The sequence below is a fragment of the Pseudomonas fluorescens genome (genome assembly GCF_001902145.1).
GTDB lineage: Bacteria > Pseudomonadota > Gammaproteobacteria > Pseudomonadales > Pseudomonadaceae > Aquipseudomonas > Aquipseudomonas fluorescens_BV.
Window position 1 is genome coordinate 73,230 of sequence record NZ_MRST01000024.1, and the last position, 25,061, is coordinate 98,290.

Annotated in this window: 28 protein-coding genes and 1 tRNA gene; 24 read left to right on the plus strand and 5 right to left on the minus strand. The window is 59.9% G+C overall.

Annotated elements, in window-relative coordinates; translation table 11 throughout:
* The first annotated feature begins 232 nt into the window (after window positions 1–232).
* Window positions 233–706, plus strand: a complete 474-nt coding sequence (gene comJ, locus BUE92_RS14245) for a competence protein ComJ (RefSeq protein WP_073524446.1) — start codon at window positions 233–235, stop codon at window positions 704–706.
* A gap of 111 nt (window positions 707–817) precedes the next feature.
* Window positions 818–1,261, plus strand: coding sequence for a hypothetical protein (locus BUE92_RS14250; protein WP_073524448.1), 444 nt, complete (start codon window positions 818–820; stop codon window positions 1,259–1,261).
* A 77-nt stretch (window positions 1,262–1,338) separates the two neighbouring features.
* Here BUE92_RS14250 and BUE92_RS14255 read toward each other — a convergent pair whose 3' ends face one another.
* Complete coding sequence (locus tag BUE92_RS14255) at window positions 1,339–1,596, minus strand: hypothetical protein (protein ID WP_073525018.1); 258 nt, start codon at window positions 1,594–1,596, stop codon at window positions 1,339–1,341.
* Between the two features lie 254 nt (window positions 1,597–1,850).
* Between BUE92_RS14255 and BUE92_RS14265 the strand changes: the two genes are divergently transcribed.
* From BUE92_RS14265 to BUE92_RS14280, 4 genes are all read left to right on the plus strand, one after another.
* Window positions 1,851–2,543 carry a hypothetical protein gene (locus BUE92_RS14265; protein ID WP_073524453.1) on the plus strand — a complete coding sequence of 231 codons (693 nt, stop codon included), beginning with the start codon at window positions 1,851–1,853 and terminating at the stop codon, window positions 2,541–2,543.
* A gap of 514 nt (window positions 2,544–3,057) precedes the next feature.
* Complete coding sequence (locus tag BUE92_RS14270; RefSeq protein ID WP_005783620.1) at window positions 3,058–3,738, plus strand: CsgG/HfaB family protein; 681 nt, start codon at window positions 3,058–3,060, stop codon at window positions 3,736–3,738.
* 29 nt (window positions 3,739–3,767) lie between these two features.
* Window positions 3,768–4,130: a DUF4810 domain-containing protein gene (locus BUE92_RS14275; protein ID WP_073524455.1), complete on the plus strand. Its 363-nt coding sequence runs from the start codon at window positions 3,768–3,770 to the stop codon at window positions 4,128–4,130.
* Complete coding sequence (locus tag BUE92_RS14280; protein WP_073524458.1) at window positions 4,127–4,777, plus strand: DUF799 domain-containing protein; 651 nt, start codon at window positions 4,127–4,129, stop codon at window positions 4,775–4,777. The genes BUE92_RS14275 and BUE92_RS14280 overlap by 4 nt, the downstream gene beginning before the upstream one ends.
* Before the next feature lie 6 nt (window positions 4,778–4,783).
* Here the strand turns inward: BUE92_RS14280 and BUE92_RS14285 are convergent, their stop codons facing one another.
* Window positions 4,784–5,707, minus strand: a complete 924-nt coding sequence (locus tag BUE92_RS14285) for a S1 family peptidase (RefSeq protein WP_073524460.1) — start codon at window positions 5,705–5,707, stop codon at window positions 4,784–4,786.
* Between the two features lie 219 nt (window positions 5,708–5,926).
* Between BUE92_RS14285 and BUE92_RS14290 the strand changes: the two genes are divergently transcribed.
* The 4 genes from BUE92_RS14290 (at window position 5,927) to BUE92_RS14305 (ending at window position 9,612) form a co-directional block, all read left to right on the plus strand.
* Window positions 5,927–7,555 carry a vWA domain-containing protein gene (locus BUE92_RS14290; RefSeq protein ID WP_073524463.1) on the plus strand — a complete coding sequence of 543 codons (1,629 nt, stop codon included), beginning with the start codon at window positions 5,927–5,929 and terminating at the stop codon, window positions 7,553–7,555.
* A 181-nt stretch (window positions 7,556–7,736) separates the two neighbouring features.
* Window positions 7,737–8,309 (plus strand): RNA polymerase sigma factor, encoded by a 573-nt coding sequence (locus tag BUE92_RS14295; protein ID WP_073524465.1) that lies wholly within the window; start codon window positions 7,737–7,739, stop codon window positions 8,307–8,309.
* On the plus strand, window positions 8,306–8,848 hold the full coding sequence (locus BUE92_RS14300) for a hypothetical protein (RefSeq protein WP_073524467.1): 543 nt from the start codon (window positions 8,306–8,308) through the stop codon (window positions 8,846–8,848). The genes BUE92_RS14295 and BUE92_RS14300 overlap by 4 nt, the downstream gene beginning before the upstream one ends.
* Window positions 8,849–8,988: 140 nt before the next feature.
* Entirely contained in the window at window positions 8,989–9,612 is a 624-nt protein-coding gene (locus tag BUE92_RS14305; protein WP_073524469.1) for a LysE family translocator, read from the plus strand.
* 178 nt (window positions 9,613–9,790) lie between these two features.
* On the opposite strand, the gene BUE92_RS14310 is transcribed toward BUE92_RS14305, so the two are convergent.
* A tRNA-Arg gene (locus tag BUE92_RS14310) sits at window positions 9,791–9,867 on the minus strand.
* A gap of 195 nt (window positions 9,868–10,062) precedes the next feature.
* On the opposite strand from BUE92_RS14310, the gene BUE92_RS14315 reads away from it, so the two are divergent.
* The 11 genes from BUE92_RS14315 to BUE92_RS14365 all read left to right on the plus strand — a co-directional run bounded on the left by BUE92_RS14315 (window position 10,063) and on the right by BUE92_RS14365 (window position 18,766).
* Window positions 10,063–10,779, plus strand: coding sequence for a Crp/Fnr family transcriptional regulator (locus tag BUE92_RS14315; protein ID WP_073524471.1), 717 nt, complete (start codon window positions 10,063–10,065; stop codon window positions 10,777–10,779).
* Window positions 10,780–10,866: 87 nt separating this feature from the next.
* Window positions 10,867–11,409: an RNA polymerase sigma factor gene (locus tag BUE92_RS14320; protein WP_143169983.1), complete on the plus strand. Its 543-nt coding sequence runs from the start codon at window positions 10,867–10,869 to the stop codon at window positions 11,407–11,409.
* 103 nt (window positions 11,410–11,512) lie between these two features.
* The gene (locus tag BUE92_RS14325; protein ID WP_003187543.1) at window positions 11,513–11,740 is read left to right on the plus strand and encodes a RebB family R body protein; all 228 of its coding nucleotides are present in this window, start codon (window positions 11,513–11,515) and stop codon (window positions 11,738–11,740) included.
* Between the two features lie 18 nt (window positions 11,741–11,758).
* Window positions 11,759–12,331: a hypothetical protein gene (locus tag BUE92_RS14330; protein WP_073524473.1), complete on the plus strand. Its 573-nt coding sequence runs from the start codon at window positions 11,759–11,761 to the stop codon at window positions 12,329–12,331.
* An 82-nt stretch (window positions 12,332–12,413) separates the two neighbouring features.
* The gene (locus tag BUE92_RS14335; protein ID WP_073524474.1) at window positions 12,414–13,040 is read left to right on the plus strand and encodes a hypothetical protein; all 627 of its coding nucleotides are present in this window, start codon (window positions 12,414–12,416) and stop codon (window positions 13,038–13,040) included.
* A 40-nt stretch (window positions 13,041–13,080) separates the two neighbouring features.
* A complete protein-coding gene (locus BUE92_RS14340; RefSeq protein ID WP_073524475.1) occupies window positions 13,081–13,392 on the plus strand; it encodes a hypothetical protein in 312 nt (103 codons plus the stop codon).
* 83 nt (window positions 13,393–13,475) lie between these two features.
* Window positions 13,476–13,790 (plus strand): RebB family R body protein, encoded by a 315-nt coding sequence (locus tag BUE92_RS14345; protein WP_073524476.1) that lies wholly within the window; start codon window positions 13,476–13,478, stop codon window positions 13,788–13,790.
* 50 nt (window positions 13,791–13,840) lie between these two features.
* A complete protein-coding gene (locus tag BUE92_RS14350) occupies window positions 13,841–14,155 on the plus strand; it encodes a RebB family R body protein (RefSeq protein ID WP_003187551.1) in 315 nt (104 codons plus the stop codon).
* Between the two features lie 296 nt (window positions 14,156–14,451).
* Window positions 14,452–15,894: an NADP-dependent succinate-semialdehyde dehydrogenase gene (gabD, locus tag BUE92_RS14355; RefSeq protein WP_003187552.1), complete on the plus strand. Its 1,443-nt coding sequence runs from the start codon at window positions 14,452–14,454 to the stop codon at window positions 15,892–15,894.
* A gap of 177 nt (window positions 15,895–16,071) precedes the next feature.
* Window positions 16,072–17,349: a 4-aminobutyrate--2-oxoglutarate transaminase gene (gabT, locus tag BUE92_RS14360; protein ID WP_056782565.1), complete on the plus strand. Its 1,278-nt coding sequence runs from the start codon at window positions 16,072–16,074 to the stop codon at window positions 17,347–17,349.
* A 214-nt stretch (window positions 17,350–17,563) separates the two neighbouring features.
* Complete coding sequence (locus BUE92_RS14365; protein ID WP_073524477.1) at window positions 17,564–18,766, plus strand: HDOD domain-containing protein; 1,203 nt, start codon at window positions 17,564–17,566, stop codon at window positions 18,764–18,766.
* 142 nt (window positions 18,767–18,908) lie between these two features.
* Here the strand turns inward: BUE92_RS14365 and BUE92_RS14370 are convergent, their stop codons facing one another.
* Window positions 18,909–19,910, minus strand: a complete 1,002-nt coding sequence (locus tag BUE92_RS14370) for a GGDEF domain-containing protein (protein ID WP_073524479.1) — start codon at window positions 19,908–19,910, stop codon at window positions 18,909–18,911.
* 188 nt (window positions 19,911–20,098) lie between these two features.
* On the minus strand, window positions 20,099–21,283 hold the full coding sequence (gene desA, locus BUE92_RS14375) for a delta-9 fatty acid desaturase DesA (RefSeq protein WP_073524480.1): 1,185 nt from the start codon (window positions 21,281–21,283) through the stop codon (window positions 20,099–20,101).
* Between the two features lie 166 nt (window positions 21,284–21,449).
* On the opposite strand from desA, the gene dibA reads away from it, so the two are divergent.
* From dibA to BUE92_RS14390, 3 genes are all read left to right on the plus strand, one after another.
* A complete protein-coding gene (gene dibA / locus BUE92_RS14380) occupies window positions 21,450–23,363 on the plus strand; it encodes a phosphodiesterase DibA (RefSeq protein ID WP_073524481.1) in 1,914 nt (637 codons plus the stop codon).
* A 271-nt stretch (window positions 23,364–23,634) separates the two neighbouring features.
* The gene (gene oscA / locus BUE92_RS14385; protein ID WP_010565387.1) at window positions 23,635–23,817 is read left to right on the plus strand and encodes a sulfur starvation response protein OscA; all 183 of its coding nucleotides are present in this window, start codon (window positions 23,635–23,637) and stop codon (window positions 23,815–23,817) included.
* A gap of 148 nt (window positions 23,818–23,965) precedes the next feature.
* Entirely contained in the window at window positions 23,966–24,976 is a 1,011-nt protein-coding gene (locus BUE92_RS14390; RefSeq protein WP_073524482.1) for a sulfate ABC transporter substrate-binding protein, read from the plus strand.
* Window positions 24,977–25,061 lie beyond the last annotated feature (85 nt).

The window sequence follows — 25,061 nt, forward strand, 5'->3', positions numbered from 1 at the left end:
GGGCAGTTATGAGTTAACTGCCCAGATTCTGCTTTAGATCTTCGCGTTTAATTTCCGTCCAATCATATCCAGCAGATCACACCCGTCCCTCAGCGGGATAGCCAGAAATAGCGCAAGAACATGCAACATAATCGCACAGTTGCTGATCTTCTCCCTAAATGCCAGTTATTAAATAAAACTGTCCCCTTTTCATTCGCGATGGTGAGAAGGTCGGAATTAAGGTGGTGGACTAATGGCTAGCTTTAGAGAAAGTATATATTTGTCTTATTCGCAATTTTGCGTGTTTTTGAGTTCGCTTGATCATCCGTATAATGATTGGAGTGATCGTAGTTATGCGCAAGGATTTGCGTGGAGGTTAGGGAGTGTCTCTTTTAGAGCTTTGATTGACGAAGGGGACCATATAATTAGCCTTTCCATTAACGAACAAGTGCCCGCTATAAGCGCAGACGTGGTTCGGGCCTTTAAAGTTCCCTTCGCGGTGAGAGATAGAAATATTGAGGTTGGTAGTATTTCGAGTACGGTTCCTCTAGAACTGCCTGAAGGAGATTATTCTCTTCAGGTCGAATTTATAAGACCCTCCTCAAGTGGAGTGTATTCAATAAATGTCCATTTGAATTCAGGGGGCTGCGATTTTGAGGTGTTGAGAGCAGACGCCGAAATTGACGAACAAGGTGAGTTTGATATCGATGCGGTGCCTGCGGGATAAAAATTCGGAGGAATGGGTAGAAAAGGGACAGATTTATTTAAATTAGAGTTGAGAGGCCTATTAAGTAATTCTGTCCCCTTTTGTTGTATTTAATTACATAGGGGGCGATTTGTGTCGGACAAACAAGTATATGAGCTAACGATTGATGATCTTGATAGCTATAGTGTTTGGTTTTTTCCGATGGACGAAACCGTGGAGGATGAATCAACTGTACGCCCCCTCGCAGAACAGGAAACGTGCTCAGATTTTCTGATTATCGTTCGAACTGATTTTCTTGGTGAAAGTGGCGCTGTGTATCGCGGTTATTTATATTGGGACTCCAATACCGCAATTGAATACGTAAAGCCTGTTATATTGTCTGATAAGGGAGACGCAGTAAGTTTTTGGAGCGGTATAGTCACTCCAGCGTGGGAAAGTTCGGAGCTCGCCGGTTTGATTAGATCCGAGCTGCCTATTTCTTATGCCTCAGAACCGATTTTTGGTCTTCCTTCCATTTGCGGCACACTGGAGGGGCTTTATTATCTTTCTGATGATCAAGTTTGCTGCGTGAAATGACGAAAAAAGTGGACCGGTTTATTTGGTTGGATTGCTCACGCACAAAGCGGGCGACACTAAGGCCGCCCGATTTTAACTCAGGACGGATCGGCATTAAGCCTGCGACTGATGACATCCAGCAAATCACACCCATCGCGCAGCGGAATAGCCAGCAAATGGGCGAAGTCTGAAAGCACGATGGCATCGCTGCTGAGTTGTTCGCGGAAGGCCAGGTTTTCCAGCAGTTGGGTGACGGCCCGAATGCGGTGCACGGCGGCGTCGTGAAGGACGTCGAGAGGTGCCTGGGTGTCGATGATCAGGGCTGGGACGGTGCAGTCGTGGCCGGTTAGGGGAATGTATCGATTCATCATTAAGCTCTCTGGATTATTGAGGGCTCGTTCTTCGGGTCGCCAAACCCGGTCACCTTTTGAGTGACGGCCGGACTATAAGCCGCACCATCAAGCCCGCGCAAGGCATCAAAATGCCGCTGCTTCGGAGCGTGCCCGCAGCCACTAACGTCTTGCCACCCATTGCCGACATACTGCCCACGAACAAACGCACTACGACTACGCAAATCCGAAAGCCTCACCCCAAACATTAAAGGACCAATGTGAAAAACCTCCTCCTCATTCTCTTCTCCACCCTCATCCTCGGCGGTTGCGTCAGCCACCCCCTCACCCCCGAAAACCGCGCGCAGATCAAGACCGTCAAAGTCCTGCCCGTGAAGTGGGAAAAGAACATGGTGTACTTCGGCCGCGAACAGGCCTGGGGCGCAGCCCTGGGTGCCGGGGTTGGCGCGGGTGTTGGCATGGCCAGCGGGGCGTCCAAGCTGGGTACTGCGGCGTTGAGTGGCGCCGGGTTTGCCGGCGGCATGAAGCTCGGGCAGTTGGCCGAGATGCCGACGCCGGTGGCTATTCTCACGGTGATGGAGGCGGAAAAACTCGATGTAGGCGTGTTGCTCAAGCAGGGCTTTGTCGATGAGTTGGGCAAGACTTCGACGCTCAAGGTGGTCGGCGATGATGAGCCCGCCGATGCGCAGATTCAGCTGACCGTGTCCGAGTGGGGCTTTCGCCTGACCCAGGGTTTCAGCAGTGTGATTTATCCGACCCTTAACGTGTTAGCTCAGATGGATCGGGGCGATGAGATGATCTGGCGCACCTTTGAAGCGGTCACGCCGTTCAATGGTCAGAATGTCTATGGCTACACGCCGCTCACTTACCGCACAGACCCAGAGGCCTTGCGCCGGGCGTTGACCGGGATTACGCAGATTTCTGCGCAGTATCTGGTGAAGGAGCTCAAGTAGGGCTGTGCGAAGGCTCGCAGTTGTTGGTGGGCGGGTCTGTCTTAATGCCAGTCAGGGTTAGCGCAGTTCCCCTGTGGGAGCGGGCTTGCCCGCGAAGGCGGTGTGTCAGTCGCTGCACCTGTTGCTGCACTACCGCTTTCGCAGGCAAGCCAGCTCCCACATTTGATCTTCGTTGCTTTGGGCATTGCGTTCGTTTAATTGATCGGCATTGGGCTTGCCCGCGAAGGCGGTGTGTCAGTCGCTGCATCTGTTGCTGCACTACCGTTTTCGCAGGCAAGCCAGCTCCCACATTGGATCTTCGTTGCTTTGAGCATTGCGTTCGGCATCAGGGCACGCCAGCGTCCACATTTGGGCCTGTGTATGGCCGAAACACCTTGAGAACCGCTCTCAACCCCGTAAAATGCCGCAGCCGTTGCGGTACGACGTTCAGGGATGAACACAGAAGCGCGTGTTTCCCTCCTTGAAAATTGCCGCAGCGCCAAGCTCTGCTGATTTCTCACTTTAGGAGCAACACGTGAAGACACTGTCCAAAATCCTGCTGTCGGGCCTCACCGCCGCGGCGCTGTTGACCGTGGCCGGTTGTGCCACCGAGAGCAACCGCGCGATGCCGGTGGAGCAAGTCGCCAGCGCCCACGTGGCCTATTCCGGCGTGCGTGTGCCAATTGCCGTGGGCAAGTTCGATAACCGCTCCAGCTACATGCGCGGCATCTTCTCCGATGGCGTTGACCGTCTCGGTGGCCAGGCCAAGACCATCCTCATCACCCACTTGCAGCAGACCAACCGCTTCAGCGTGCTGGACCGCGACAACATGGGCGAAATCTCCCAGGAAGCCAAAATCAAAGGCACCGTGCAGAAGCTCAAGGGCGCTGACTATGTGGTGACTGGCGATGTGACCGAGTTCGGCCGTAAAGAAACCGGCGACCGCCAGTTGTTCGGCATCCTCGGCCGTGGCAAGACCCAAGTGGCCTACGCCAAAGTCGCGTTGAATATCGTCAACATCAACACCTCCGAAGTGGTGTATTCCACCCAGGGCGCCGGTGAGTACGCGCTGTCCAACCGTGAAGTGATCGGCTTCGGCGGCACCGCCAGCTACGACTCCACCCTCAATGGCAAGGTGCTGGACCTGGCCATGCGCGAAGCGATCAACCGCCTGGTCGACGGCATCAACGCCGGCGCCTGGAACCCGCGTAACTGATCAGCCACACCACAAGGAGCAGTACACGGATGAGCAAGGCAGTGAAGTTGGCGCTGACGCTGGCAGCAATCGCGGCGGTCACCGGGTGCCAGACGGCGCCCCAGCCCCTGTATCAATGGGAGAGCTACCAGCCGCAGGTTTACGAGTACTTCAAGGGCGAGCCCAAGGAAGCGCAGGTGGAAGCACTGGAGCGCGATCTGCAGAAGATCAACGCCAGTGGCCGCAAGGCGCCGCCGGGTTACCACGCGCACCTGGGCATGCTGTACATGAACATGGGCAAGGACGACCAGATGGTGCAGGAGTTTCGCACCGAGAAGGCCCTGTTCCCCGAGTCTGCTGCGTACATGGACTTTCTGTTGAAAAACGCCAAAGCCGGAGTCGCCACTAAATGAGCCTGTTAAAACTCACCGGCGCCTTGCTGGCCCTGGCGTTGCTCGGCGGTTGCGCCGCACCCAAGACGGTTGATTATTCGGCGTACAAACAGGCGCGGCCCAAGTCGATCCTGGTACTGCCGCCGATCAATGAATCGCCGGAAGTGCAGGCGTCCTACAGCCTGGTGTCGCAAGTCACCTACCCGCTGGCCGAAGCCGGCTACTACGTGTTGCCGATTGCCCTGGTGGACGAAACCTTCCGCCAGAACGGCCTGACCACCGCCAACGATATCCAGGCCGTACAACCGGCCAAGCTGCATGACATCTTTGGTGCGGACGCGGCGCTGTACATCACCGTCAGCGAGTACGGCACCAAATACATGCTGATCTCCAGCGATACCTCTGTAACGGCCTCGGCCAAACTGGTGGACCTGCGCACCGGCACCACCCTGTGGACCGGTTCGGCGCGGGCGTCGAGCGAGGAGGGCAACAACAACGGTGGCGGCCTGGTGGGTATGTTGATCACGGCGGCGGTCAAGCAGGTGATCAACAGCTCTACCGATGCGGCGCACCCGATTGCCGGTATCACCAGTGCGCGGTTGCTGTCGGCGGGGCAACGCACCGGGATTTTGTACGGCCCGCGTAACCCCAAGTACGGCACGGACTGAACCGCGTCACCTCTGACGACGGTGCTGTTGGATCAAGTCGATGCGGGTGGCCGTGCCCATGGAGTCACGCTGCCCGTTCACGTTGGCGCCGATGGAGCCGTTGTGCAAGGCAACGATTTCGCCGGTGTCGACGCTGATCAGCGGTGAGCCGGAAGTGCCGGGTTTCTTGAAGGCATCATGGTAGACCGTGCCCTGATTACGGCTGTCTTCGTCGTATCCCTTGAGTGTGGTGGGTTCGCCCTTGGTATTTAGAAATGAAATGCCGAGGGCCTCTTGCCCATGGTTGGGCATAAAGACTTTCTGCCCAGGCGATGCTTGGGGGCCGGAGGCCAACTTGAGCGGCCGGAACTGCTCGGCCAAGGCTTTTTTCTCGCCGACGGGCAAGTCGACACGCAGCTCGGCGTAGTCCAACCGTGTATCGCCACTGAGCGGCGTGGGATCCAGCGGCACCTTGCGCGCTACCTTCATCCGGCCGCTACTGTCTTGTTCATACCCCAGCCACAGTTCGAGCTTGCTGCCTTTGGCCAGCGCGTCGCGCACGTGTTGGTTGGTCAGCACGCTGTTGCCATCGTTGATCAGCGAGCCGGTTCCCAACGAGCGCGTATGCACACGTTCGTAACCCCATGAGTCACGTGTAATGCTCACTTCGCGAACAGTGCCCACGGCCCTGGCGGCTGTATGCATCGGTGTGCCTTTAAGGGTTGCATTGGCGTAGTTCTGCAAGGAAAACGGCGCTTGTTGCGACACGGCCATTTGTTCGGGGCGAGGCGTGTACGGTGCTACCTGCGCTGGCGTCGGCGGTTGAGGCCTGACCTGGGCGGCCCAGGTTGGCGCATTGCTTGCGCGTGCCGACGCGCTGGCGTAACTGGCTCGTTGGCAGACTGCGGGATGCTCATAGCGGTGGGTGAGGTTGTTGCTTACGAAGGTCATCGTGGTTTCTCTGATGTGAAAAGCCTCCAGGAAGCTCAAGAAATAGACGGTTCTGACTGGGAGGCGAGCTCTCGATATGTGGTTGCTGGTGACGGCCGGTTCAGTCGGTTGTGTCTCTAAGTGTGAGGCAGCAATCGGGTGGAGAAAGTGTTTAACCCGTATGAGCGCCGCCTCTCGTCTGAGCTGTTGAACGGCTCATTCACTCACGAGGTTCAGCCCATGTCCCGCCCTTTGCTCATGCTGCGTCCTACTACCCGAGGCTTTGCCGTTACGCTGTTGGTGGCGCTGGCTGGGTGTGGGGCGTCATCTCCACCCCAGGTCGCCAAGCCGATTGAACCTGCGCCTCGCGCCGAGCTGCACAGCGCGCCGATCCAAAACGCTGTGGTCAAGCGAATGGCGATGCCGACACCCATGGCGGTGCGAGAAATGGCGACGATGGACTACCGCAGCGAACCCCGCGAGCAATACGCCAACCTGCCCGACAACCCCGTGCATCGCGTCGCCGAAACCCCGGTCTCTACCTTCAGCGTGGATGTCGACACGGGCAGCTACGCCAACGTACGGCGCTTCCTCAACCAAGGCCGCCTGCCGCCCGAAGGCGCGGTGCGGTTGGAGGAAATGGTCAACTACTTCCCCTACCACTACGCATTGCCCACCGATGGCTCCCCCTTTGGCGTGACCACCGAGCTGGCCGCTACCCCGTGGAACCCGCGCACAAAACTGCTGCGCATTGGCATCAAGGCTTCCGATAAAACCGTGGCCGAACTGGCGCCCGCCAACCTGGTGTTCCTGGTGGACGTGTCCGGCTCCATGGACCGCCGCGAAGGCTTGCCGCTGGTCAAAAGCACGCTGAAGTTACTGGTCGATCAACTGCGTGATCAGGACCGTGTGTCACTAGTGGTGTACGCCGGTGAATCCCGCGTAGTGCTCAAGCCCACCTCGGGCAGTGAAAAAGCCAAGATCCGCAACGCCATCGACCAACTCACCGCCGGTGGCTCCACCGCAGGCGCATCCGGTATCGAACTGGCCTACCAGATGGCCCGCGAAGGCTTTATCGACAACGGCATCAACCGCATCCTGCTGGCCACCGACGGTGACTTCAACGTGGGCATCAGCGACTTCGACAGCCTCAAGCAAATGGCCGTGGTCCAGCGCAAAAGCGGCGTATCCCTGACTACCCTCGGTTTTGGTGTGGATAACTACAACGAGCATCTGATGGAACAACTGGCCGACGCGGGCGATGGTAACTACGCCTACATCGACAACCTGCGCGAAGCGCGCAAAGTGCTGGTGGAGCAACTCAGCTCGACCCTGACCGTGGTGGCGCGGGATGTGAAACTGCAGGTGGAATTCAACCCGGCCCAGGTCAGCGAATACCGCCTGCTGGGCTATGAAAACCGCGCCTTGAAACGTGAGGATTTCAGCAACGACAAGGTTGATGCCGGCGAGATTGGCGCGGGGCATACGGTGACGGCGCTGTATGAAATCGTGCCCAAGGGCGAGAAGGGCTGGTTGGAGCCTCTGCGCTATGCCGCTGCGCCTGCGGACGCAAGCCAATCCGCGGAGCTTGCGATGCTACGGGTGCGCTACAAGCCCGCTGCGGGCGGCAATAGCCAATTGATCGAACGCCCCATCGCCAACCAAACCACCCCGGCCAGCGATGATCTGCGCTTCTCGTCTGCCGTGGCCGCCTTCGCCCAGCAGCTCAAGGGCGATGGCCGCTACACTGGCAGCATGAGTTTGCAAGACACCGCCAAATTGGCGCGCTCGGCCCGCGGCGATGACCCGTTCGGGCTGCGCAACGAATTCGTGCAACTGGTGGAGTTGGCCCAAAGCCTCAAGCCCTGATCTCCACCACAACAACCATCCAATGTAGGAGCGAGCTTGCTCGCGAAAAACGTCAACGTTACGCGTGCTTCCTGAATAAACGCGCCGCCTGTGAGTTTTTCGCGAGCAAGCTCGCTCCTACGGAATGAGGGCCAGTCCCTTCCACACTGCTTCGGCTGACCAAAAGGAGTTCGCCCACTACATGGCCGTTCCAGATGACTCACCCAGCGACGAATCGCTGCTGGCCCGCTACCGAACCGGTGATGCTGCCGCCTTCGAAGCCTTGTACACGCGCCACCGCCAGGGCCTGTACCGCTTCCTCGTGTCCCTGTGCAACAAAGCCGAACTGGCCGAGGAAATCTACCAGGACACCTGGCTCAGCCTGATCCGCAGCAGCACCCAGCCACAAGGTCGGGCGAGTTTTCGTACCTGGTTGTTCCAGATCGCCCGCAACCGCCTGATCGACCACTGGCGCAAGCACGGCATCCACAACCCCTTGCACGACAGCTACGATGAACAGCTGCACGCCCAGGCTGACGACAGCGACGGCCCCGAGCAACAACTGAGCCTGAGCCGCGACCAGGCGCGCCTCGACGCCGCCCTGCAAGACCTACCCGAAGACCAGCGCGAAGTCTTCCTGCTGCGCCTGCACGGCGAGCTCGAAGTACCGCAAATCGCCACCCTCACCGGCGCCCCGCTGGAAACCGTAAAAAGCCGCTTGCGCTACGCCCTGCAAAAATTGCGGCGCCTGCTGGCCGAGGAGGTACCCGTATGACTGACTCCCGACACACCCCAGACGACGCGCTGCTCCAGCACTATCGTCAACACAGCACGGGCGAACCGCCCGCGTCCCTCGACGCGTTCATCCTCAACGCTGCCCGCCGCGAAGCCCCCAAGCCTGCGCCCAACCTGTGGCAGCGCTGGCTGCGTGCATGCCAGCAACCGCGCTGGCAAATGGCATTCGCCAGCCTGGCCGGTGTGGCATTGCTGGTGGGCGTGATCACCCGCACCCCCGAGTTGGACCCGGTACACAACACACGTCTCGCCGCCCCGGCAGCGTTCTCCGCGCCTGCGCCGATGAGCGCGCCGCCCCGTGCCGAGTCCTACAGTGCCCAAATGAGCAGCGATGCCTTGCCCCAAGGCAAGCTGGCCAAGCGCGCCGCGCCGCAACCCCTTGAGCTTGGCTTGCAGGAAGTAGCACGCCTGCGCGCGGCAGGGGATGAGGTTGGGGCGAGAGCGAAACTTGCCGAGTTGCAAAAGCGCTTCCCTGGGCAAAACCTGGAGGAACGCCTCAAAGCCCTGCCGCCGCACTGACCCAGTGGCGATGGTATCGCGCGATACCATCGCCGGCCTGGCTGCAACGGGTCATAAGCATATGAATTTATAGTCGGTAATGGGATGTGCAATTACTGCTAGTTTGCCTGGAGAGCTGCTGCCTCATACAAGGAGTTCCCATGTTTACAGCAGCATTGATCTACATCCTGGCGGTGATAAGCCCGGGGCCCAACTTCATCATTGTCAGCCGCTTCGCCTCGCTGGGCTCGGTGTCGACCGGCATCGGCGCGACCCTGGGCATCTGCACGGTCGGTGTGTTTTTCTCGACGATTTCGTTGCTGGGCCTGGCGGCGTTGTTGCACCAATACCCGGCGTTTTCCAAAGTCGCCACGTTATGCGGTTCGGCGTACCTGCTGTACATCGCGTACAGCATCATCAAAAGCGTGCTGGCCAAGAACACCGGCACGGCCGAAAGCACCGCACCGGGCGCGACCAGCTTCGCCAAGGCCTACCGCGTGGGGGTGATCACCAATATCAGCAACATGAAAACCATCGCTTTCATGATCAGTATCTATGCCGGCTTTCTTTCTGTGCCGCGCTCGGAGAGCGACAAAGTGCTGGTGGTGATGCTGTGCTCGACCCTGGAAGTCATCTGGTATTGCGTGGTGGCGCTGCTGTTCGGCCAAGGCCCGATCAAGGCGCTGTTCCTCAAGTACACCCGGCAGATCGACGTCGGGCTGGCCGTATTCCTGGTGGCGTTTTCACTGAACAACGCCATTCCTGTGCTGATCGCCAGTCGATGAGGTTTGCCTTCGGGTCGGGTATCAATTACGCGGCGTCATTGCAGGCTGTCCGGGGCAAGGCTTACTGTGCGCCGGGAGCGCCCGTCAGGGTTGTGGTTTTTCGAGACTTCAAATGGGCCTGCTGAGCGCCCACAAAAAAGCCCCAGGTCTTTCGACCTGAGGCTTTTTCATTTCTATCTGGTGCACCCGGCGGGATTCGAACCCACGACCCCTGCCTTCGGAGGGCAGTACTCTATCCAGCTGAGCTACGGATGCTTGTGCGGGCGACATCATACCCATGTCGACCTGATGCGTCCATTCCGGCATTTCCCCCGCCCCCTGTCGCCCATTTCCGACAAAAAATGGCTAATCGCCACCCTCATTCACAACTCCCCGCGCCGCACGTCCCTTTGTTTGCTTTGCTCTTGTGGCTTTACACCGCTTCTACGCCGCAATTCCTCAGGTGAACGCATGCATTCCAAAGGAACCGTGATGCTCGATCTCCCGCTCAGACAAACCCTGCTGGCTCGCTCCGATTTGTTTCGAGGTATGCCGGAGCATCTCTTGCGCTACGTTGCCACCCATATGGTGGAGCGCACGCTGGATGATCGCGAGCTGTTGTATTTCAAGGACGACACCCTCGAATTCATTGCACTGGTGGTCGAGGGTCGGATTTATTCGGTGGTGCATGGGCCGGATGGGCGCGAGCAGATTATCGGCAGTACCGGGGCCGGGCAGGTGGTGGGGGAGACGGCGTTGATCAAGGATCATGGGCGCGAGTCTTCCACCTTTGCCAGCGGGCCCACGCGGTTGTTGCAGTTGGGTAGCCGGCATTTTGCTGTGTTGTTTGAGGAGCCGGCGTTTCTGCGGCGTTTGTTGATGTTGATGATGCTGCGTTTGCTGCATGCCATCGAGTTGCTGGAGTTGGTGTGCCTGCATCGGCTGGAGTCGCGCTTGGCGCGGTTTCTGTTGGCCAACCTGGGCGAGATCGACCTGGCGCTGGCCATCCCTTGTGTGTCTTTGCCCGCAAGCCAAGGGGTGTTGGCGTCGATGCTCAACACCAGTCGCCCCAAGCTCAATGTACAGCTGCAACTGTGGCGTCGCAGTGGGCTGATCAGCGGCAAGCTGGAGCGCATGGTGATCAACGATCTTGAGCATTTGCGGCGCAAGGCGTTTGCCTTGAATTAGTCGTGGGCGTGTTCCCCAGGTAACAGCGCGCCCCTGTCCCGCCCTCGCAGACTGGCCCTTCATCAAGGATGCACAGGAGTGCGGGCGATGGGGATGACTGTTCAGTTCAAGGATCAATGGGCCGCCGATGACCGTTTGTTCGAAGCGAGTTGGCGCGCTGTGCACGGCGAGCTCAGGCGCCGGGCGTTGCGGCGGGCCAAGGGCAATCTGGATCAGGGCCAGGAGTGGCTAGCAGCCACGGCGATCAAGGCCCTGTTGTTTTTTCGGCGCTCGCCCGAGCGCATTCGTGACCCTGAGGGGTTTCTGTTTCTGGTGCTCGACCATGTGTTTCTCGACAGCTTGCGGCGCAGCAAGCGCGAGGGGCGGCTGTTCGATGATTCGGTGGACCTTGAACACGATCACCTGGCCGCGCTCGCCGCCCCCTGCGCCTCGGTGCTGGAGCGGGTGGAATGTTATGAGCGCCTGGAGCAGATCGAGGCGCACGTCGCACGGTTACCCCTTTTGCAGCAGCGCTTGTTCGAGATGCGTTTTGTCGATGACCTGCCTTACACACAAATCGCCGCCGAGTTGCACGTCAAGCTGCCGCTGGTGCGCAAGCGTGTGCAACTGCTGCGCAGTGCTTTGCGCTGAAGGTGATTCACACATGTTGGCGTGGGGCGTTCTAGTGGTATGAGCGCAGCACGCCGCCGCTATCCACACCCAAACCTGGGTGAATGCCATCAAGGAGAGATGTATGACAGAGGTCAACAGCCAGATCACCGACGCGGTCACTCAAACCAACGTCAAGGTGGTGGCCGAGGCGCCGGCCCAGGCCATCGCGTCGCTGTACCAGGTGGCCAGCAGCGCGGCGGGCCTGTCGTTGCAGAACGCGGTCAACAGCCAGCAGGCGATGAATCAGATTTCCAATGCGGTGATCTCCAAGGCCGTGGCGCTGATCATGCAGATTGGCGAGAAGGGCTGAGCCCTCGGGAGATCGATTATGTCGTGGTTCAGCAGAAAGAAACCCGCCGCCTCCCAAGCAATGCCCGCCGCCGATCCACCTGCGCCGGCGCCCGCCGCACCGGCCTCGGGCTCGATCATGGCGCGCATGAACGAGCACCTGCTCAACCAGGTGAGCACGCCGTCGCCCGACAGCACGGCGGCGCTCAATAGCCAGATCGTGCAGGCGGTGCAGTTCACCAATTCGCAGAACTTTGCCTATGCGCCGGCGCAGATCGCGGTGCCGGCCGACATGATGATCAGCCAGGCGGCCGGGCTGGTGGCGCAGGCGGCGGCGGGGTACTTCGACGGGGTCAGCAAGATCGCGTTGGCGGCCCAGGCCGTGCTGCTCCAGCAAATGACCGAGAACATCGTCAAGAACAACCTGCCGGGCGCCGCCGAGGATGCCCTGGGCGCGTTAGCCACCGACTTGCTGGTGGGCGCCGCTGCCGCTGTAGCCGCCGCTGCCGGAGCGATGGAAGCCGAGGCGGCCAGCGTGGCCATCGACAAGATCGACCAGAGCATCGCCAAGTACGCGAGCACCCTGGCCAACCGGGCCGCGCCAGCGGCCTGAACCGAGCACAGCGCTCCAGCGTTCTGCTGGAGCGGTGCGACAGCAACTTGAAAGCAACTTTTCTTGAGCGAGGAGCGACATCATGCAGCCTGGAGATATTATTTTTTCTGTCAAACAAGATGACGACAGCGCAACGCGGGCGTTTATCAAAGCCGGTCAGTTGGTCAAGGCCAAGGTGTTCTCGCAGGACACGACGTACCTGAATGTGGTTCACCCAGCGATTGCGGTGAGCGACACGATGGTGATCGAAAGTGTCGGCAGTGGCCTGGCTCTGACCGACCTGAGTCTAGAAAAGCCGCCGCGCTCGGCAATGGTATTTTCCTGCGTGGATATCGAGCTGGGCGAGGCGGCGACGGTGGCTGCCAAGCAGTTCTATTTCGACAAGATCGGCGGTGATATTCGGGGCCGCTACAGCGTGTGGAACGCGATGATCTCAGCCTTTCGGCGCTGGACTTCCGATACCAGCCTGGTGACGCGGATCAACGAGTCCATCGACATCGGCAGCGGGTCGTTTTGTTCGCAGTTCGCGGCCAACTGCTATGAAGTCGGCAACCTCTACAACGAGGCCAATCTGCTACCGCCTCCGCCTGCCATTTTCCCCAACCAGCCCAGCGCCATAACGCCTGCGGAGTTGGCGACCTTCTGTGATTCCTCGCCGCACTTTTACTTTGCAGGTTTCTGGCAGGACAACGTTGAGGTGCGGCTTTAGCGGGCGTGTCGCCGCCAAGGCATCCCCTGAGGAGGTCGATATGCAACCCTCGGTCCTGTCCACCGACGACCGCCAACGGCTCGAAGCAATGCTGCGCAACCCGCAGATCTTCGCCGGAACGCCACAAGCCATCGTCGAAGAAACCCTCAAGCGCGCCACCCAGGTGCTTGAGCAATCGAAGGCCAACGAGCAAGCGCTGAAAACCGCCGCCGAGCAGCGTGAGGCTGCGCTGCGCCAAATGCTGAACGGCACGGCCTTGGGTAATGAGGCGCAACGCAAGGAAGTGCAGGCGCTGATCCAGGGTTTGATCACGCAGATTGAGGCGGCTTTGGGCCCGACTGCGAAACCTTGAATCACAACGGCTTCACAGCCCTTGTTTCGCAACGTTCATTGATGAACACGGAATGCACCGTGTACTAAATAAGGAAATTGATCATGCCATTAGTCAACGAGCAAATTACCGACGCGGTCACCCAGACCAACGTCAAAGTGGTGGCCGAATCGCCAGCGATGGCGATGAGCACTATCTATCAATCCATGGCGCAGGCCACAGCGATTCTGTTCCAGAACGCCGTGTCGGCCCAACAGCAGCAAAACACCCTGGCCCAGGCGGCCACCAACATGGGCGTGATGCAGATCTACAGCGTCGATACCACCGCAGGTGCGGCGGCTACCGAGAAAGCCGCCCAGGGCGGCGTGTCGGATAACCTCACCAGCCTGTTGACCGTGCTCAAGTCGTTCCAGCCTTAAGCACTGAGCAATAACGGAAGTTGTTCTTTCTCAAACCAGGAGTTTCAACCATGAGTACTGTCAGCCCGCAAATCACTGATGCCGTCACCCAGACCAACGTCAAGGTGGTTGCCGAATCCCCCGCGATGGCCATGAGCACGATCTACCAATCCATGGGCCAGGCCACGGCGATCCTGTTCCAGAACTCGGTCTCGGCTCAACAGCAGCAAAACACCCTGGCCCAGGCGGCCACCAACCAAGGCGTGATGCAGATCTACAGTGTCGACACTACCGCTGGCGCCGCCGCCACCGAAAAAGTCGCCCAAGGCGGCGTAGCCGACAACTTGACCAGCCTGCTGGCCGTGCTCAAGTCGTTCCAACCTTAAGCTGCGAGGTCCCCAACAGCCCCGGCGCCCACAAGGCTCCGGGGCTGTTTTCGTGTGTGCGCTTGATCCGAAAGATGAACCAGATGCGCCATATTCGTTCTTTTTTTCGAACAGGCTATTGCCCTGCACCCCCATTGATCCTAGGATTCGTTTGAGATTTCAAACGCTCTGTCTCCCGTGCGCTCTTTTATTTCTTCCGCGCGCTGGGGCTGATTTCCCTGACGGCAGCCCACAAGGCGCCTTTCAACAACTCTAATTCGCTCCGCGTGCGCGCGGTGCTGTTAAGGAAAGCCGACATGCAGCTCAAAGATACCCAGTTGTTCCGCCAGCAAGCCTTTATCGATGGCGCTTGGGTCGATGCGGACAATGGTCAAACCATCAAGGTCAACAACCCGGCCACGGGCGAAATTCTCGGTACCGTGCCGAAGATGGGTGCCGCGGAAACCCGCCGCGCCATCGAAGCCGCCGACAAGGCCCTGCCAGCCTGGCGTGCACTCACCGCCAAGGAGCGCGCCAACAAGCTGCGCCGTTGGTTCGAACTGCTGATCGAAAACCAGGACGATCTCGGTCGCCTGATGACCCTCGAACAAGGCAAGCCGCTGGCCGAAGCCAAGGGCGAAATCGTCTACGCCGCATCCTTTATCGAGTGGTTCGCCGAAGAAGCCAAGCGCATCTACGGTGATGTGATCCCCGGCCACCAGCCCGACAAGCGCCTGATCGTGATCAAGCAGCCAATCGGCGTGACCGCAGCCATCACCCCGTGGAACTTCCCCGCGGCGATGATCACCCGCAAAGCCGGCCCCGCCCTGGCCGCTGGTTGCACCATGGTGATCAAACCAGCTTCGCAAACCCCGTTCTCCGCCTTGGCCCTGGTTGAGCTGGCGCACCGCGCCGGTATCCCCAAAGGCGTGCTCAGTGTGGTCACCGGCAGCGCCGGCGACATCGGCGGCGAGCTGACCAGCAACCCCATCGTGCGTAAATTGTCCTTCACCGGCTCGACCGAAATTGGTCGCCAGCTGATGGCCGAATGCGCCAAGGACATCAAGAAAGTCTCCCTGGAGCTGGGCGGTAACGCACCGTTCATCGTGTTCGACGACGCCGACCTGGATAAGGCCGTCGAGGGCGCGATCATCTCCAAGTACCGCAACAACGGCCAGACCTGCGTCTGCGCCAACCGCCTGTACATTCAGGATTCGGTATACGACGCCTTCGCTGAAAAGCTCAAGGTGGCGGTGACCAAACTGAAGATCGGCAACGGTCTGGAAGACGGCACCACCACCGGCCCGCTGATCGACGAAAAAGCCGTGGCCAAGGTGCAGGAACATATCGCTGATGCCCTGAGCAAAGGCGCCAAGTTGTTGGCCGGTGGCAAGGTGATGGAAGGCAACTTCTTCGAGCCGACCATCCTGGTCGACGTGCCGAAAAACGCCGCCGTGGCCAAGGAAGAAACCTTCGGCCCGCTGGCGCCGCTGTTCCGCTTCAAAGACGAAGCCGAAGTGATCGCCATGTCCAACGACACCGAGTTCGGCCTGGCCTCCTACTTTTATGCCCGCGACCTGGGCCGTGTGTTCCGTGTGGCTGAAGCCCTGGAATACGGTATGGTCGGCGTCAACACCGGGTTGATCTCCAACGAAGTGGCGCCGTTTGGCGGCATCAAGGCCTCGGGCCTGGGCCGTGAAGGCTCCAAGTACGGGATCGAGGATTACCTGGAAATCAAATACCTCTGCCTGGGTATCTAAGGCTCGGGATTGCAGTAAACGCAGAGGGCACGAGAGCGCTGTCCCTTTGCGTGTTTCACATGGTTATTCGCAGTGGCCGGGAAAGCTGTGGCAGTCGATCATCGCATGCTGCCGTAGTTGCCTCCCCGCCACCTATCCTTGAGCCACGCCGCCCGATGAGCGGCGAATGAGGACTTTATGAGCAAGACTAACGCTTCCCTGATGAAACGCCGCGAAGCCGCTGTACCGCGCGGTGTTGGCCAGATTCACCCGATCTTCGCCGAGTCGGCGAAGAACGCCACCGTGACCGACGTTGAAGGTCGCGAGTTCATCGATTTCGCCGGTGGTATCGCCGTGCTCAACACCGGCCACGTGCACCCGAAAATCATCGCGGCCGTGACCGAGCAACTCAACAAGCTGACCCACACCTGCTTTCAGGTATTGGCCTACGAGCCCTACGTAGAAGTGTGCGAAAAAGTCGCCGCCAAGGTGCCGGGTGATTTCGCCAAGAAAACCCTGCTGGTCACCACCGGTTCCGAAGCGGTAGAAAACGCCGTGAAAATCGCCCGCGCCGCCACGGGCCGTGCTGGTGTGATCGCCTTCACCGGTGCTTACCACGGCCGCACCATGATGACCCTGGGCCTTACCGGTAAGGTCGTGCCTTACTCGGCCGGCATGGGCCTGATGCCAGGCGGTGTATTCCGTGCGCTGTACCCCAACGAACTGCACGGTGTGAGCGTTGACGACTCCATCGCCAGCATCGAGCGCATCTTCAAAAACGATGCCGAGCCGCGTGATATCGCCGCCATCATCATCGAACCGGTGCAGGGCGAGGGCGGTTTCTACGTTGCGCCGAAAGCCTTCATGAAGCGCTTGCGCGAACTGTGCGACAAGCACGGCATCCTGCTGATTGCCGACGAAGTGCAAACCGGTGCCGGCCGTACCGGTACCTTCTTCGCCATGGAACAGATGGGCGTTGCCGCCGACCTGACCACCTTCGCCAAATCCATCGCGGGCGGCTTCCCGCTGGCCGGTGTGTGCGGCAAGGCCGAGTACATGGACGCGATCGCCCCAGGTGGCCTCGGCGGCACCTATGCCGGTAGCCCGATTGCCTGCGCAGCAGCCCTGGCCGTGATGGAAGTGTTCGAAGAAGAGCACCTGCTGGACCGCTGCAAGGCCGTGGGCGAGCGCCTGGTGACTGGTCTCAAGGCCATCCAGGCCAAGTACCCGGTGATCGGCGAAGTGCGTGCCCTGGGCGCGATGATCGCGGTCGAGCTGTTCGAAGACGGCGACACCCACAAGCCAAACGCTGCCGCCGTTGCCTCCGTGGTGGCCAAGGCACGTGACAAGGGCCTGATCCTGCTGTCCTGCGGTACCTACGGCAACGTATTGCGCGTACTGGTGCCCCTGACCTCGCCGGACGAGCAATTGGACAAGGGCTTGGCGATCATCGAAGAGTGCTTCTCCGAACTCTGACACGCCCCTGTAGGAGCGAGCTTGCTCGCGAAAAAACCCCAGGCACCGCGTTTCAAAGGCTGCCCGCGTTTTCGTTGACGACCTTCGCGAGCAAGCTCGCTCCTACAAAAAGAAAAAGCAAAAAAACCGCTTCGGCGGTTTTTTTGTATCTGCTTCATTGTACGCACGCGCCTGCATTGTCTAAGGTGCAAGCATTGCCGATGGAGCGTGCTGGATGACTGCTGTTGATTTACCCGCTGTACCCCGAGTGTTAATCGCCGAAGCAGACCCTTGGTCGCGGGACCTGCTCAAGCAAGTGCTGTTGAATGTGCGCTGTGACGCACGGCTGGATGTGTGCGCCGATGGGCAGCACGCCGCCACGCTGTTGGGCGAAAAAACCTATGACCTGATCCTGGCAGATTGGGAGCTGCCGGGCGTGGATGGCCTGAGCCTGCTGCGCAGCGTGCGCCAGAAGCGCCGTTCGCTGCCGTTTATCTTGCTGAGCAGTCGCAACGACAGCGCCAGCGTGCGCGAAGCCTTGCCCCTGGCGCCCACCGCCTACCTGACCCGCCCGCTGAACATGGAAAGCCTGACCCAGCGCTTGCAAGACCTGCTGCTCAACGAAGGCGAAAGCGTGTACTGCGAGATCCCGCCGTTGGCGCCGGGAATGACCCTGCCAGCCTTCCTGGAGCGGCGCCGCGAGGTTTGCGATGGCGCGCCGCTACGCGTGGATGTGAAAGCCGCCGTTCAACGCAGCCTGGGCCCCGAAGGCCTGGACCTCAAGCAGCTGGAAGCGCTGGTGCACAGCGACCCGCAAATCACCGCCGTACTGATCGCCGCCGCCAACAGCGCCGGCTACCACGGCACGCCGGTGCAGACCCTGCCAGAGGCCCTGCATAAGTTGGTGCCCGGCCAGAGCATGAACCTCATCCTGGGCCTGGCGCTCAAGCACAACGTGGTACTGGGTGACCCAGGGCTGGTGGCCTACGCCGAGCGGCACTGGCAACTGTCCCAGGACAGCGCCGACTACGCCCGACGCCTGGCGCGCATGCTGGAGCTCGATCACCAGCGCTGCTACAGCGCCTGCATCCTGCATCGCTTGGGCGACCTGGCCTTGTTGCGCTGCCTGGAAGACTGGCGCCAGGGCGGCGGCGCCCTGGATGACGAAGCCATAGGCGAATCCCTCGACGCCTTTGGCGCCGCCTACGGCTCGGCATTGCGCACGCGTTGGCGCTTGCCCCTGGAGTTGCGGCAGTTGATCGCGGGGATCTATTCACTTGAAGGCGGGGTGTATTCGCGCGAAGCCCTGGTGGTGAACCTGGCGGTGCAAATGGCGCGGCTGACCGAGCATGAAGGGCTGGAAGAACTGGCGGGCGGCAAGACCGCGCGGCTGCTCAAGGTAGGCTTGCCGGAACTGACCCGAGTGCGCAAAACCTGAAGCACACACCGAACGCATGTAGGAGCGAGCTCGCTCGCGAAAAAACGTCAACGATAACGCGGGCTTCCTGAATGAACGCGGCGTCGATGAGTTTTTCGCGAGCAAGCTCGCTCCTACAAAAAGGCATAAATGCCAAGCGGTGTTAACCGGCGATAACGCGGTTTTTACCTTGGCGCTTGGCCTCGTACATCGCCGCATCCGCTCGCGCAAACAGGCTGTCGAGGGTGGAGTCATCTTCGCGCAGGCCGGCCAGGCCCTGGCTGACGGTCACATTGAATTCATGCCCCTCATAGCTGAACACCAATGCCTGGATTTCCTTGCCCAACCGCTCGGCAACCTGCAGGGCCATCTCCGGTGGGCAACCCGGCAGGACGGCGGCAAATTCTTCGCCGCCAACGCGCCCGAACAGGTCGCCACGGCGCAGTACCCCACGACCGCTCTCCGCGATGCGCCGCAGCACCTGGTCGCCCTCCAGGTGGCCGTAGGTGTCGTTGATGTCTTTGAAATCATCAATGTCCAGCAACAGGAACGCCAGCGGGGTGCCCTGCGCGCAGGCATGGTCGAACGCCTGGTTGGCGAGTTCGAAGAAGTGTCGGCGGTTGCTGCTTTGGGTCAGTACGTCGGTGGTGGCGAGACGATGCAGTTCCAGCTCGAGTTGCTTCTTTTCGGTGATGTCTTCGGCGATGCCGACCACGATCAGCGCTTCACCGGGCACCACCTGCTGGTTGATGTAGCACTTGTCGCTCAACCAGCGGATCTGCCCGTCAGCGGTGATGATGCGGTACTCGCGGTCCTCCACGGCGCCCTGTTCCAGCACACGGGCCAGGCTGTGTTCGGCATAGTCGAGGTCTTCGGGGTGGACGCTGTTGCGCCATTCCCGGTGGTCGGCCAGCAGCAGGCCGGCGGAGCGGCCAAACAGGCGCTCGTACGCCGGGCTCACATACAGCACGCGGCGTGTTTCCCAATCGATGGCCCAGAGCACGGCGTTCACGCTGACCAGCAGGGAACTGAGCAGTTGCTCACGCTCACTCAGCCGCTCGACTTCACCTTGAGCATGCATAAGCGCCAACAGGGTCGCCGCCGCGGCCGGGCGCGGCGGCTCTGCGGTGGGCACATCGGGCAGGCTGGGCTGTTCGTGAACCATCGGTACAACTCTCTCTGGGCGCGCCGCAGGGTGCAAAAGCGGTCACTACAAGGGGTCACCATGATGGCGAAGTGTTCTTTGAGAGAGGGGAATTGCGGTGAAGTTCCGTGATCGGCGTGGATTGACGGTGCCCGGAAAATGGCGCCAGAAAGCCAGTGCGTGGGAGGGCGAGCCCTCCCACGACGCTCTCAGACCGCTGTAGGACGCAGCGAGTAAGTCTTCAACTGGTGGGCAAAATCGCGCAGGGATTGGATGCCACTGGCCTCGGCTTCATGCACCCATTCCTTGATCGCGGCCAGCATGTCGTGGCCGTTGGAACTGGTCTTGAGCCAGATCTGCTGCAGCGCCAGGCGCTTTTCGTAGATCACGGTGAGGGCATGGCTGTGTTCCAGCATGCTCTGGATGCGCAAGTGGTGGCGGTCTTCCAGCAGGCTGGTTTCCCGCGACAGCAGGCGCTTGGCGCGGTGGAACTGGTGGCGTACCGAATGATCGACCTTCTCCAGCTCCTGCTTGACCAGCGGGCCAATCACCAACTTGCGGTATTGGGCCATGATCTGGAAACGGTTGTTGAGGATCGCCATGGCCGTGTCCATGTCCAGGTGGCCTTTGCCTTCCACCCGGTGGGCGATGGGCGCTACACGCTGAACCTTGGCCAGGCGCAGGAAGCTGAATACCTTGATCCAGGCCCAGCCCAGGTCGAACTCCCACTTCTTCACCGACAGCTTGGCCGAGTTAGGGTAGGTGTGGTGGTTGTTGTGCAGCTCTTCGCCGCCGACGATGATGCCCCACGGCACCAGGTTGGTGGCGGCGTCACGGCATTCGAAGTTGCGATAGCCCACGGCATGCCCCAGGCCATTGATCACGCCGGCGGCCCAGAACGGGATCCACATCATCTGGATCGCCCAGATGGTGATACCGATGGTGCCGAACAGCAGCAGGTCGATCATGCCCATGAGCGCCACGCCCAACAGCGGGTAGCGCGTGTAGAGATTGCGCTCGATCCAGTCGTCCGGGCAGTTCTTGCCGTAGATGCGCAGGGTCTCGGGGTTTTCCGCCTCGGCGCGGTACAGCTCGGCACCTTTGCGCAGCACGGTGGACAGGCCCTTGATCACCGGGCTGTGCGGGTCATCGACGGTTTCGCACTTGGCGTGGTGCTTGCGGTGGATGGCGGTCCACTCGCGGGTGTTCTGCGCCGTGGTCAGCCACAGCCAGAAGCGGAAGAAGTGTTTCAGGCCGGCATTGAGCTCGAGCGAGCGATGGGCCGAATAACGGTGCAGATAGACAGTGACCCCAATAATGGTCACGTGGGTCATCAACAGCGTGACTGCCACCAGTTGCCAGGCGGACAGATCAAGAAAACCGTTGTACCACATAGGCTGTATGGCCCTCAGATAAAGAAAAAAACAGCACCCGCATTATCACTTCCTTTGCAGATAAAACCAGTCACCGTTTCAGATAAGACTTACAAAGTGTTTCCTATTCTATAATCCTGATCCTTTGTAGGGCGATTCTGGTTATTTAGTAAGGATTACTAAGCATATGCTGTTTTCATACCGAGGTGCCCTACGTGCGGGGTTGGTATACCTGCTGGTTTCCATCCTTTGGCTCCAGCTCAGCAATTACCTATTAATCAACTTTATCGATGAACCCATGGAGCTGGGGCGCTGGCTGCAAGCACGCGGTTATGTGTGGGTCAGCCTCAGCGCGTTGCTTATTTACTGGATAGGCCGGCGTTTTGCCCGTGCCCATGCGTTGCAACAACCCCTGAAAGAGAATCGCGAGCGCCTGCGCCAGGCCGCTGCGGTGTTTGATTGCACCCGGGAAGGGGTGCTGGTCACCGATACCCAGGGGCTGATCGTGCACGTCAACCGCGCTTTCATGGAGATCACCGGTTACCAGTGCGAAGACGTCATGGGCCAACGGCCAAGCCTGTTCAAGTCCGGGCGCCACTCGGCGCATTTCTACCAGCAAATGTTCCAGACACTGGAACGCACCGGTGAGTGGAGCGGTGAGATCTGGAATCGACGTAAAAGCGGCGAGGTTTACCCCCAATGGCAAACCATCCGCGTGATTCACGATGACCAGGGCAAGGTCAGCCATTACGTTGCAGTGTTCTCGGACATCAGCGCCATCAAGAACTCCGAGCACGAATTGGCACACCTGGCCCATCACGACCCGCTCACCGACCTGCCCAACCGCCTGCTGTTCACCGATCGCGCCGAGCAGGCCCTGGCTTGCGCGCAGGTGCATAAGCGTGGCTGCGCTCTGCTGTTGATGGACCTGGACCACTTCAAGATCATCAACGACAGCCTCGGCCATAACGTCGGCGATCAGTTGCTCAAGCTGGTGGCCGAACGCCTGAGCGGCCTGTTTGGGCCGGGGGTTACCCTGGCGCGCCTGGGGGGCGATGAATTTGCCGTGCTGGCAGAAAGCTGCCCGCAGGTGGTGCAAGCGGCGGCCTTGGCGCAGCGCATGCTCAACGCCATGAAGGATCCGTTCATTTTTGACGGCAACCAGCTGTTTATCAGCGCCAGTATCGGTATCAGCCTGTTCCCCAGTGACGCCCTGAGCGCCGAGCAACTGCTGCGCAACGCCGATTCCGCGTTGTTCAAGGCCAAGAGCGCCGGGCGCGAAGGCTACGCGCTGTATACCGAAGAGCTGACCGCCCACGCCCAGCATCGGGTGGAAATCGCCGGCGAGCTGCGTCGCGCCCTCGACCAACATGAGCTGCGCGTCTATTACCAGCCGGTGCACGACCTGCACGACAGCCGTTTGGTCGGCGTTGAAGCACTGGTGCGCTGGCAGCACCCGGAACGCGGCCTGGTACCCCCGGGCGAATTCATCCCCATCGCCGAGCGCACCGGGCTGATTGCCGACATCGATGCGTGGGTGATGGACCAGGCCTGCCGCCAGATGTGCCAATGGCTGGCCGACGGCGCGCCGCTGAGCTTTATCGCAATCAATGTCTCCAGCCGCCTGTTTGCCCGGCGCGAGCTGTATGAGCAAGTGGCCCAAGTGCTGCACGCCACTGGGCTGGATCCGGCCTTCCTGGAGCTGGAAGTCACCGAGAGCGCAGTGATGGACGACCCGGAAGTCGCGCTGGAGCAACTGCACCGCCTGCGCGAACTGGGCCTGCGCCTGGCGATCGACGACTTTGGCACTGGCTATTCCTCGTTGTTGCGCCTCAAACGCCTGCCGGTGCAGAAGCTCAAGATCGACCAGGGCTTTGTGGCGGGCTTGCCGTGGGACGAAGACGACGCGGCGATTGTGCGCGTGGTGATCGCCCTGGCCAAAAGCATGGGCATGCAGGTGCACGCCGAAGGGATCGAGCAGGTGGAACAGGCGCGGTTCCTGCTGGATCAGGAATGCGACATGGGCCAGGGGTATTGGTTTGGGCGACCGATGCCAGCCGATGCTATCGACTGGACCCGAGCCCCCCCAATCCAGACTTGAAATGCTGTCAAAATGTGGGAGGGGGCTTGCCCCCCGATGGCGGTGTATCAGGTTAGAAAAACTTGGCTGACCCACCGCTATCGGGGGCAAGCCCCCTCCCACATTTGGATCGCATCCACACGCAACCCTACGTTCTGTCAGAAAATTCTTTCTGGTTATATAAACATTCTTAAATAGTATTTTTAAGAATATCCGCGCTTATCTACTATCGCCCTCACGCCGCAAGCAGTGCCGCCACTGCCAGGCACTACTCATTTTCAGGAGCGAGACCATGAGCGCATCTCTACGTAGCGTTGACGGCCAGGACGAAGCAGCCATTTTGCGTGAAATCCAGAGCGCCCTGCGCGACCTGCGGTTTGGCGCGGTGGAAATCACCGTACACAACGCCCAAGTGGTACAGATCGAACGCAAGGAAAAATTCCGTCTGCAGAACCCCGGTAACAAACCCGCCTAAGAATAAGCCACCGGTAGGAGCGAGCTTGCTCGCGAAAAACGCCAACGATAACGCAGCGCATCAGGTTTAACGCGGTGCTCCTGGGTTTTTCGCGAGCAAGCTCGCTCCTACAGGGTTGCGCCAACATACAAGAATTTCAGGAGCTTCTATGTCGTCGATTCGCCGTTATGCCTTGGCCGCATTGGCCAGTGCCGTGTTTGCCGGTTCCGCCGTTGCCAAGGACTACGAGTTGCTCAACGTTTCGTACGACCCCACTCGTGAGCTGTACCAGGACTACAACGCTGAATTCACCAGCTTCTGGAAACAGTCCCACCCCGGCGACAACGTCAAGATCCAGCAGTCCCACGGTGGCTCAGGCAAGCAAGCTCGTGCGGTGATCGATGGCCTGCGCGCCGACGTCGTCACCCTGGCCCTGGCCGGTGACATCGACGAAATCGCCAAGCTGGGCAAGACCCTGCCGGAGAACTGGCAGACTCGCCTGCCGGACGCCAGCACGCCCTACACCTCCACCATTGTGTTCCTGGTGCGCAAGGGCAACCCCAAGGGCATCAAGGACTGGGGCGACCTGATCAAAAAAGACGTGTCGGTGATCACGCCTAACCCGAAAACCTCCGGCGGTGCGCGCTGGAACTTCCTCGCCGCCTGGGCCTACGGCCTCAAGGCGGGCGGCAGCGAAGCCAAGGCCCAGGAATACGTCAAAGAGCTGTTCAAGCACGTCCCGATACTGGACACCGGCGCACGCGGTTCTACCATTACCTTCGTCAACAACGGCCAGGGTGACGTGCTGCTGGCGTGGGAAAACGAGGCGTTCCTGGCCTTGAAAGAAGACGGCGGCGCCGACAAGTTCGACATCGTCGTGCCTTCCCTGTCGATCCTGGCGGAGCCGCCTGTGGCCGTGGTCGACAAGAACGCCGAGAAAAAGGGCAACACCGAGATCGCCACTGCGTACCTCAACCACCTGTACAGCCCGGCGGGCCAGGAGATTGCGGCGAAGAACTTCTACCGTCCACGGGATGAGAAAGTCGCCGCCAAGTACGCCCAGCAGTTCCCGAAACTGGACCTGGTGACTATCGACAAAGACTTCGGCGGCTGGAAAACTGCCCAACCGAAATTCTTTAACGACGGTGGCGTGTTCGACCAGATCTACACGGCGCAATAACCAACACCGATCACTGTAGGAGCGAGCTTGCTCGCGAAAAACTTCAAGGCACCGCGTGCAAACAGACTGCCCGCGTTATCGTTGA

Bases quoted from the DNA above. Each gene is read 5' to 3' on its own strand.
- comJ (WP_073524446.1), top strand. From the start codon at position 233: ATGGCTAGCTTTAGAGAAAGTATATATTTGTCTTATTCGCAATTTTGC.
- BUE92_RS14275 (WP_073524455.1), top strand. From the start codon at position 3,768: ATGAGCAAGGCAGTGAAGTTGGCGCTGACGCTGGCAGCAATCGCGGCG.
- BUE92_RS14280 (WP_073524458.1), top strand. From the start codon at position 4,127: ATGAGCCTGTTAAAACTCACCGGCGCCTTGCTGGCCCTGGCGTTGCTC.
- BUE92_RS14285 (WP_073524460.1), bottom strand. From the start codon at position 5,707: ATGACCTTCGTAAGCAACAACCTCACCCACCGCTATGAGCATCCCGCA.
- BUE92_RS14290 (WP_073524463.1), top strand. From the start codon at position 5,927: ATGTCCCGCCCTTTGCTCATGCTGCGTCCTACTACCCGAGGCTTTGCC.
- BUE92_RS14295 (WP_073524465.1), top strand. From the start codon at position 7,737: ATGGCCGTTCCAGATGACTCACCCAGCGACGAATCGCTGCTGGCCCGC.
- BUE92_RS14300 (WP_073524467.1), top strand. From the start codon at position 8,306: ATGACTGACTCCCGACACACCCCAGACGACGCGCTGCTCCAGCACTAT.
- BUE92_RS14305 (WP_073524469.1), top strand. From the start codon at position 8,989: ATGTTTACAGCAGCATTGATCTACATCCTGGCGGTGATAAGCCCGGGG.
- BUE92_RS14315 (WP_073524471.1), top strand. From the start codon at position 10,063: ATGCATTCCAAAGGAACCGTGATGCTCGATCTCCCGCTCAGACAAACC.
- BUE92_RS14320 (WP_143169983.1), top strand. From the start codon at position 10,867: ATGGGGATGACTGTTCAGTTCAAGGATCAATGGGCCGCCGATGACCGT.
- BUE92_RS14325 (WP_003187543.1), top strand. From the start codon at position 11,513: ATGACAGAGGTCAACAGCCAGATCACCGACGCGGTCACTCAAACCAAC.
- BUE92_RS14330 (WP_073524473.1), top strand. From the start codon at position 11,759: ATGTCGTGGTTCAGCAGAAAGAAACCCGCCGCCTCCCAAGCAATGCCC.
- BUE92_RS14335 (WP_073524474.1), top strand. From the start codon at position 12,414: ATGCAGCCTGGAGATATTATTTTTTCTGTCAAACAAGATGACGACAGC.
- BUE92_RS14340 (WP_073524475.1), top strand. From the start codon at position 13,081: ATGCAACCCTCGGTCCTGTCCACCGACGACCGCCAACGGCTCGAAGCA.
- BUE92_RS14345 (WP_073524476.1), top strand. From the start codon at position 13,476: ATGCCATTAGTCAACGAGCAAATTACCGACGCGGTCACCCAGACCAAC.
- BUE92_RS14350 (WP_003187551.1), top strand. From the start codon at position 13,841: ATGAGTACTGTCAGCCCGCAAATCACTGATGCCGTCACCCAGACCAAC.
- gabD (WP_003187552.1), top strand. From the start codon at position 14,452: ATGCAGCTCAAAGATACCCAGTTGTTCCGCCAGCAAGCCTTTATCGAT.
- gabT (WP_056782565.1), top strand. From the start codon at position 16,072: ATGAGCAAGACTAACGCTTCCCTGATGAAACGCCGCGAAGCCGCTGTA.
- BUE92_RS14365 (WP_073524477.1), top strand. From the start codon at position 17,564: ATGACTGCTGTTGATTTACCCGCTGTACCCCGAGTGTTAATCGCCGAA.
- BUE92_RS14370 (WP_073524479.1), bottom strand. From the start codon at position 19,910: ATGGTTCACGAACAGCCCAGCCTGCCCGATGTGCCCACCGCAGAGCCG.
- desA (WP_073524480.1), bottom strand. From the start codon at position 21,283: ATGTGGTACAACGGTTTTCTTGATCTGTCCGCCTGGCAACTGGTGGCA.
- dibA (WP_073524481.1), top strand. From the start codon at position 21,450: ATGCTGTTTTCATACCGAGGTGCCCTACGTGCGGGGTTGGTATACCTG.
- oscA (WP_010565387.1), top strand. From the start codon at position 23,635: ATGAGCGCATCTCTACGTAGCGTTGACGGCCAGGACGAAGCAGCCATT.
- BUE92_RS14390 (WP_073524482.1), top strand. From the start codon at position 23,966: ATGTCGTCGATTCGCCGTTATGCCTTGGCCGCATTGGCCAGTGCCGTG.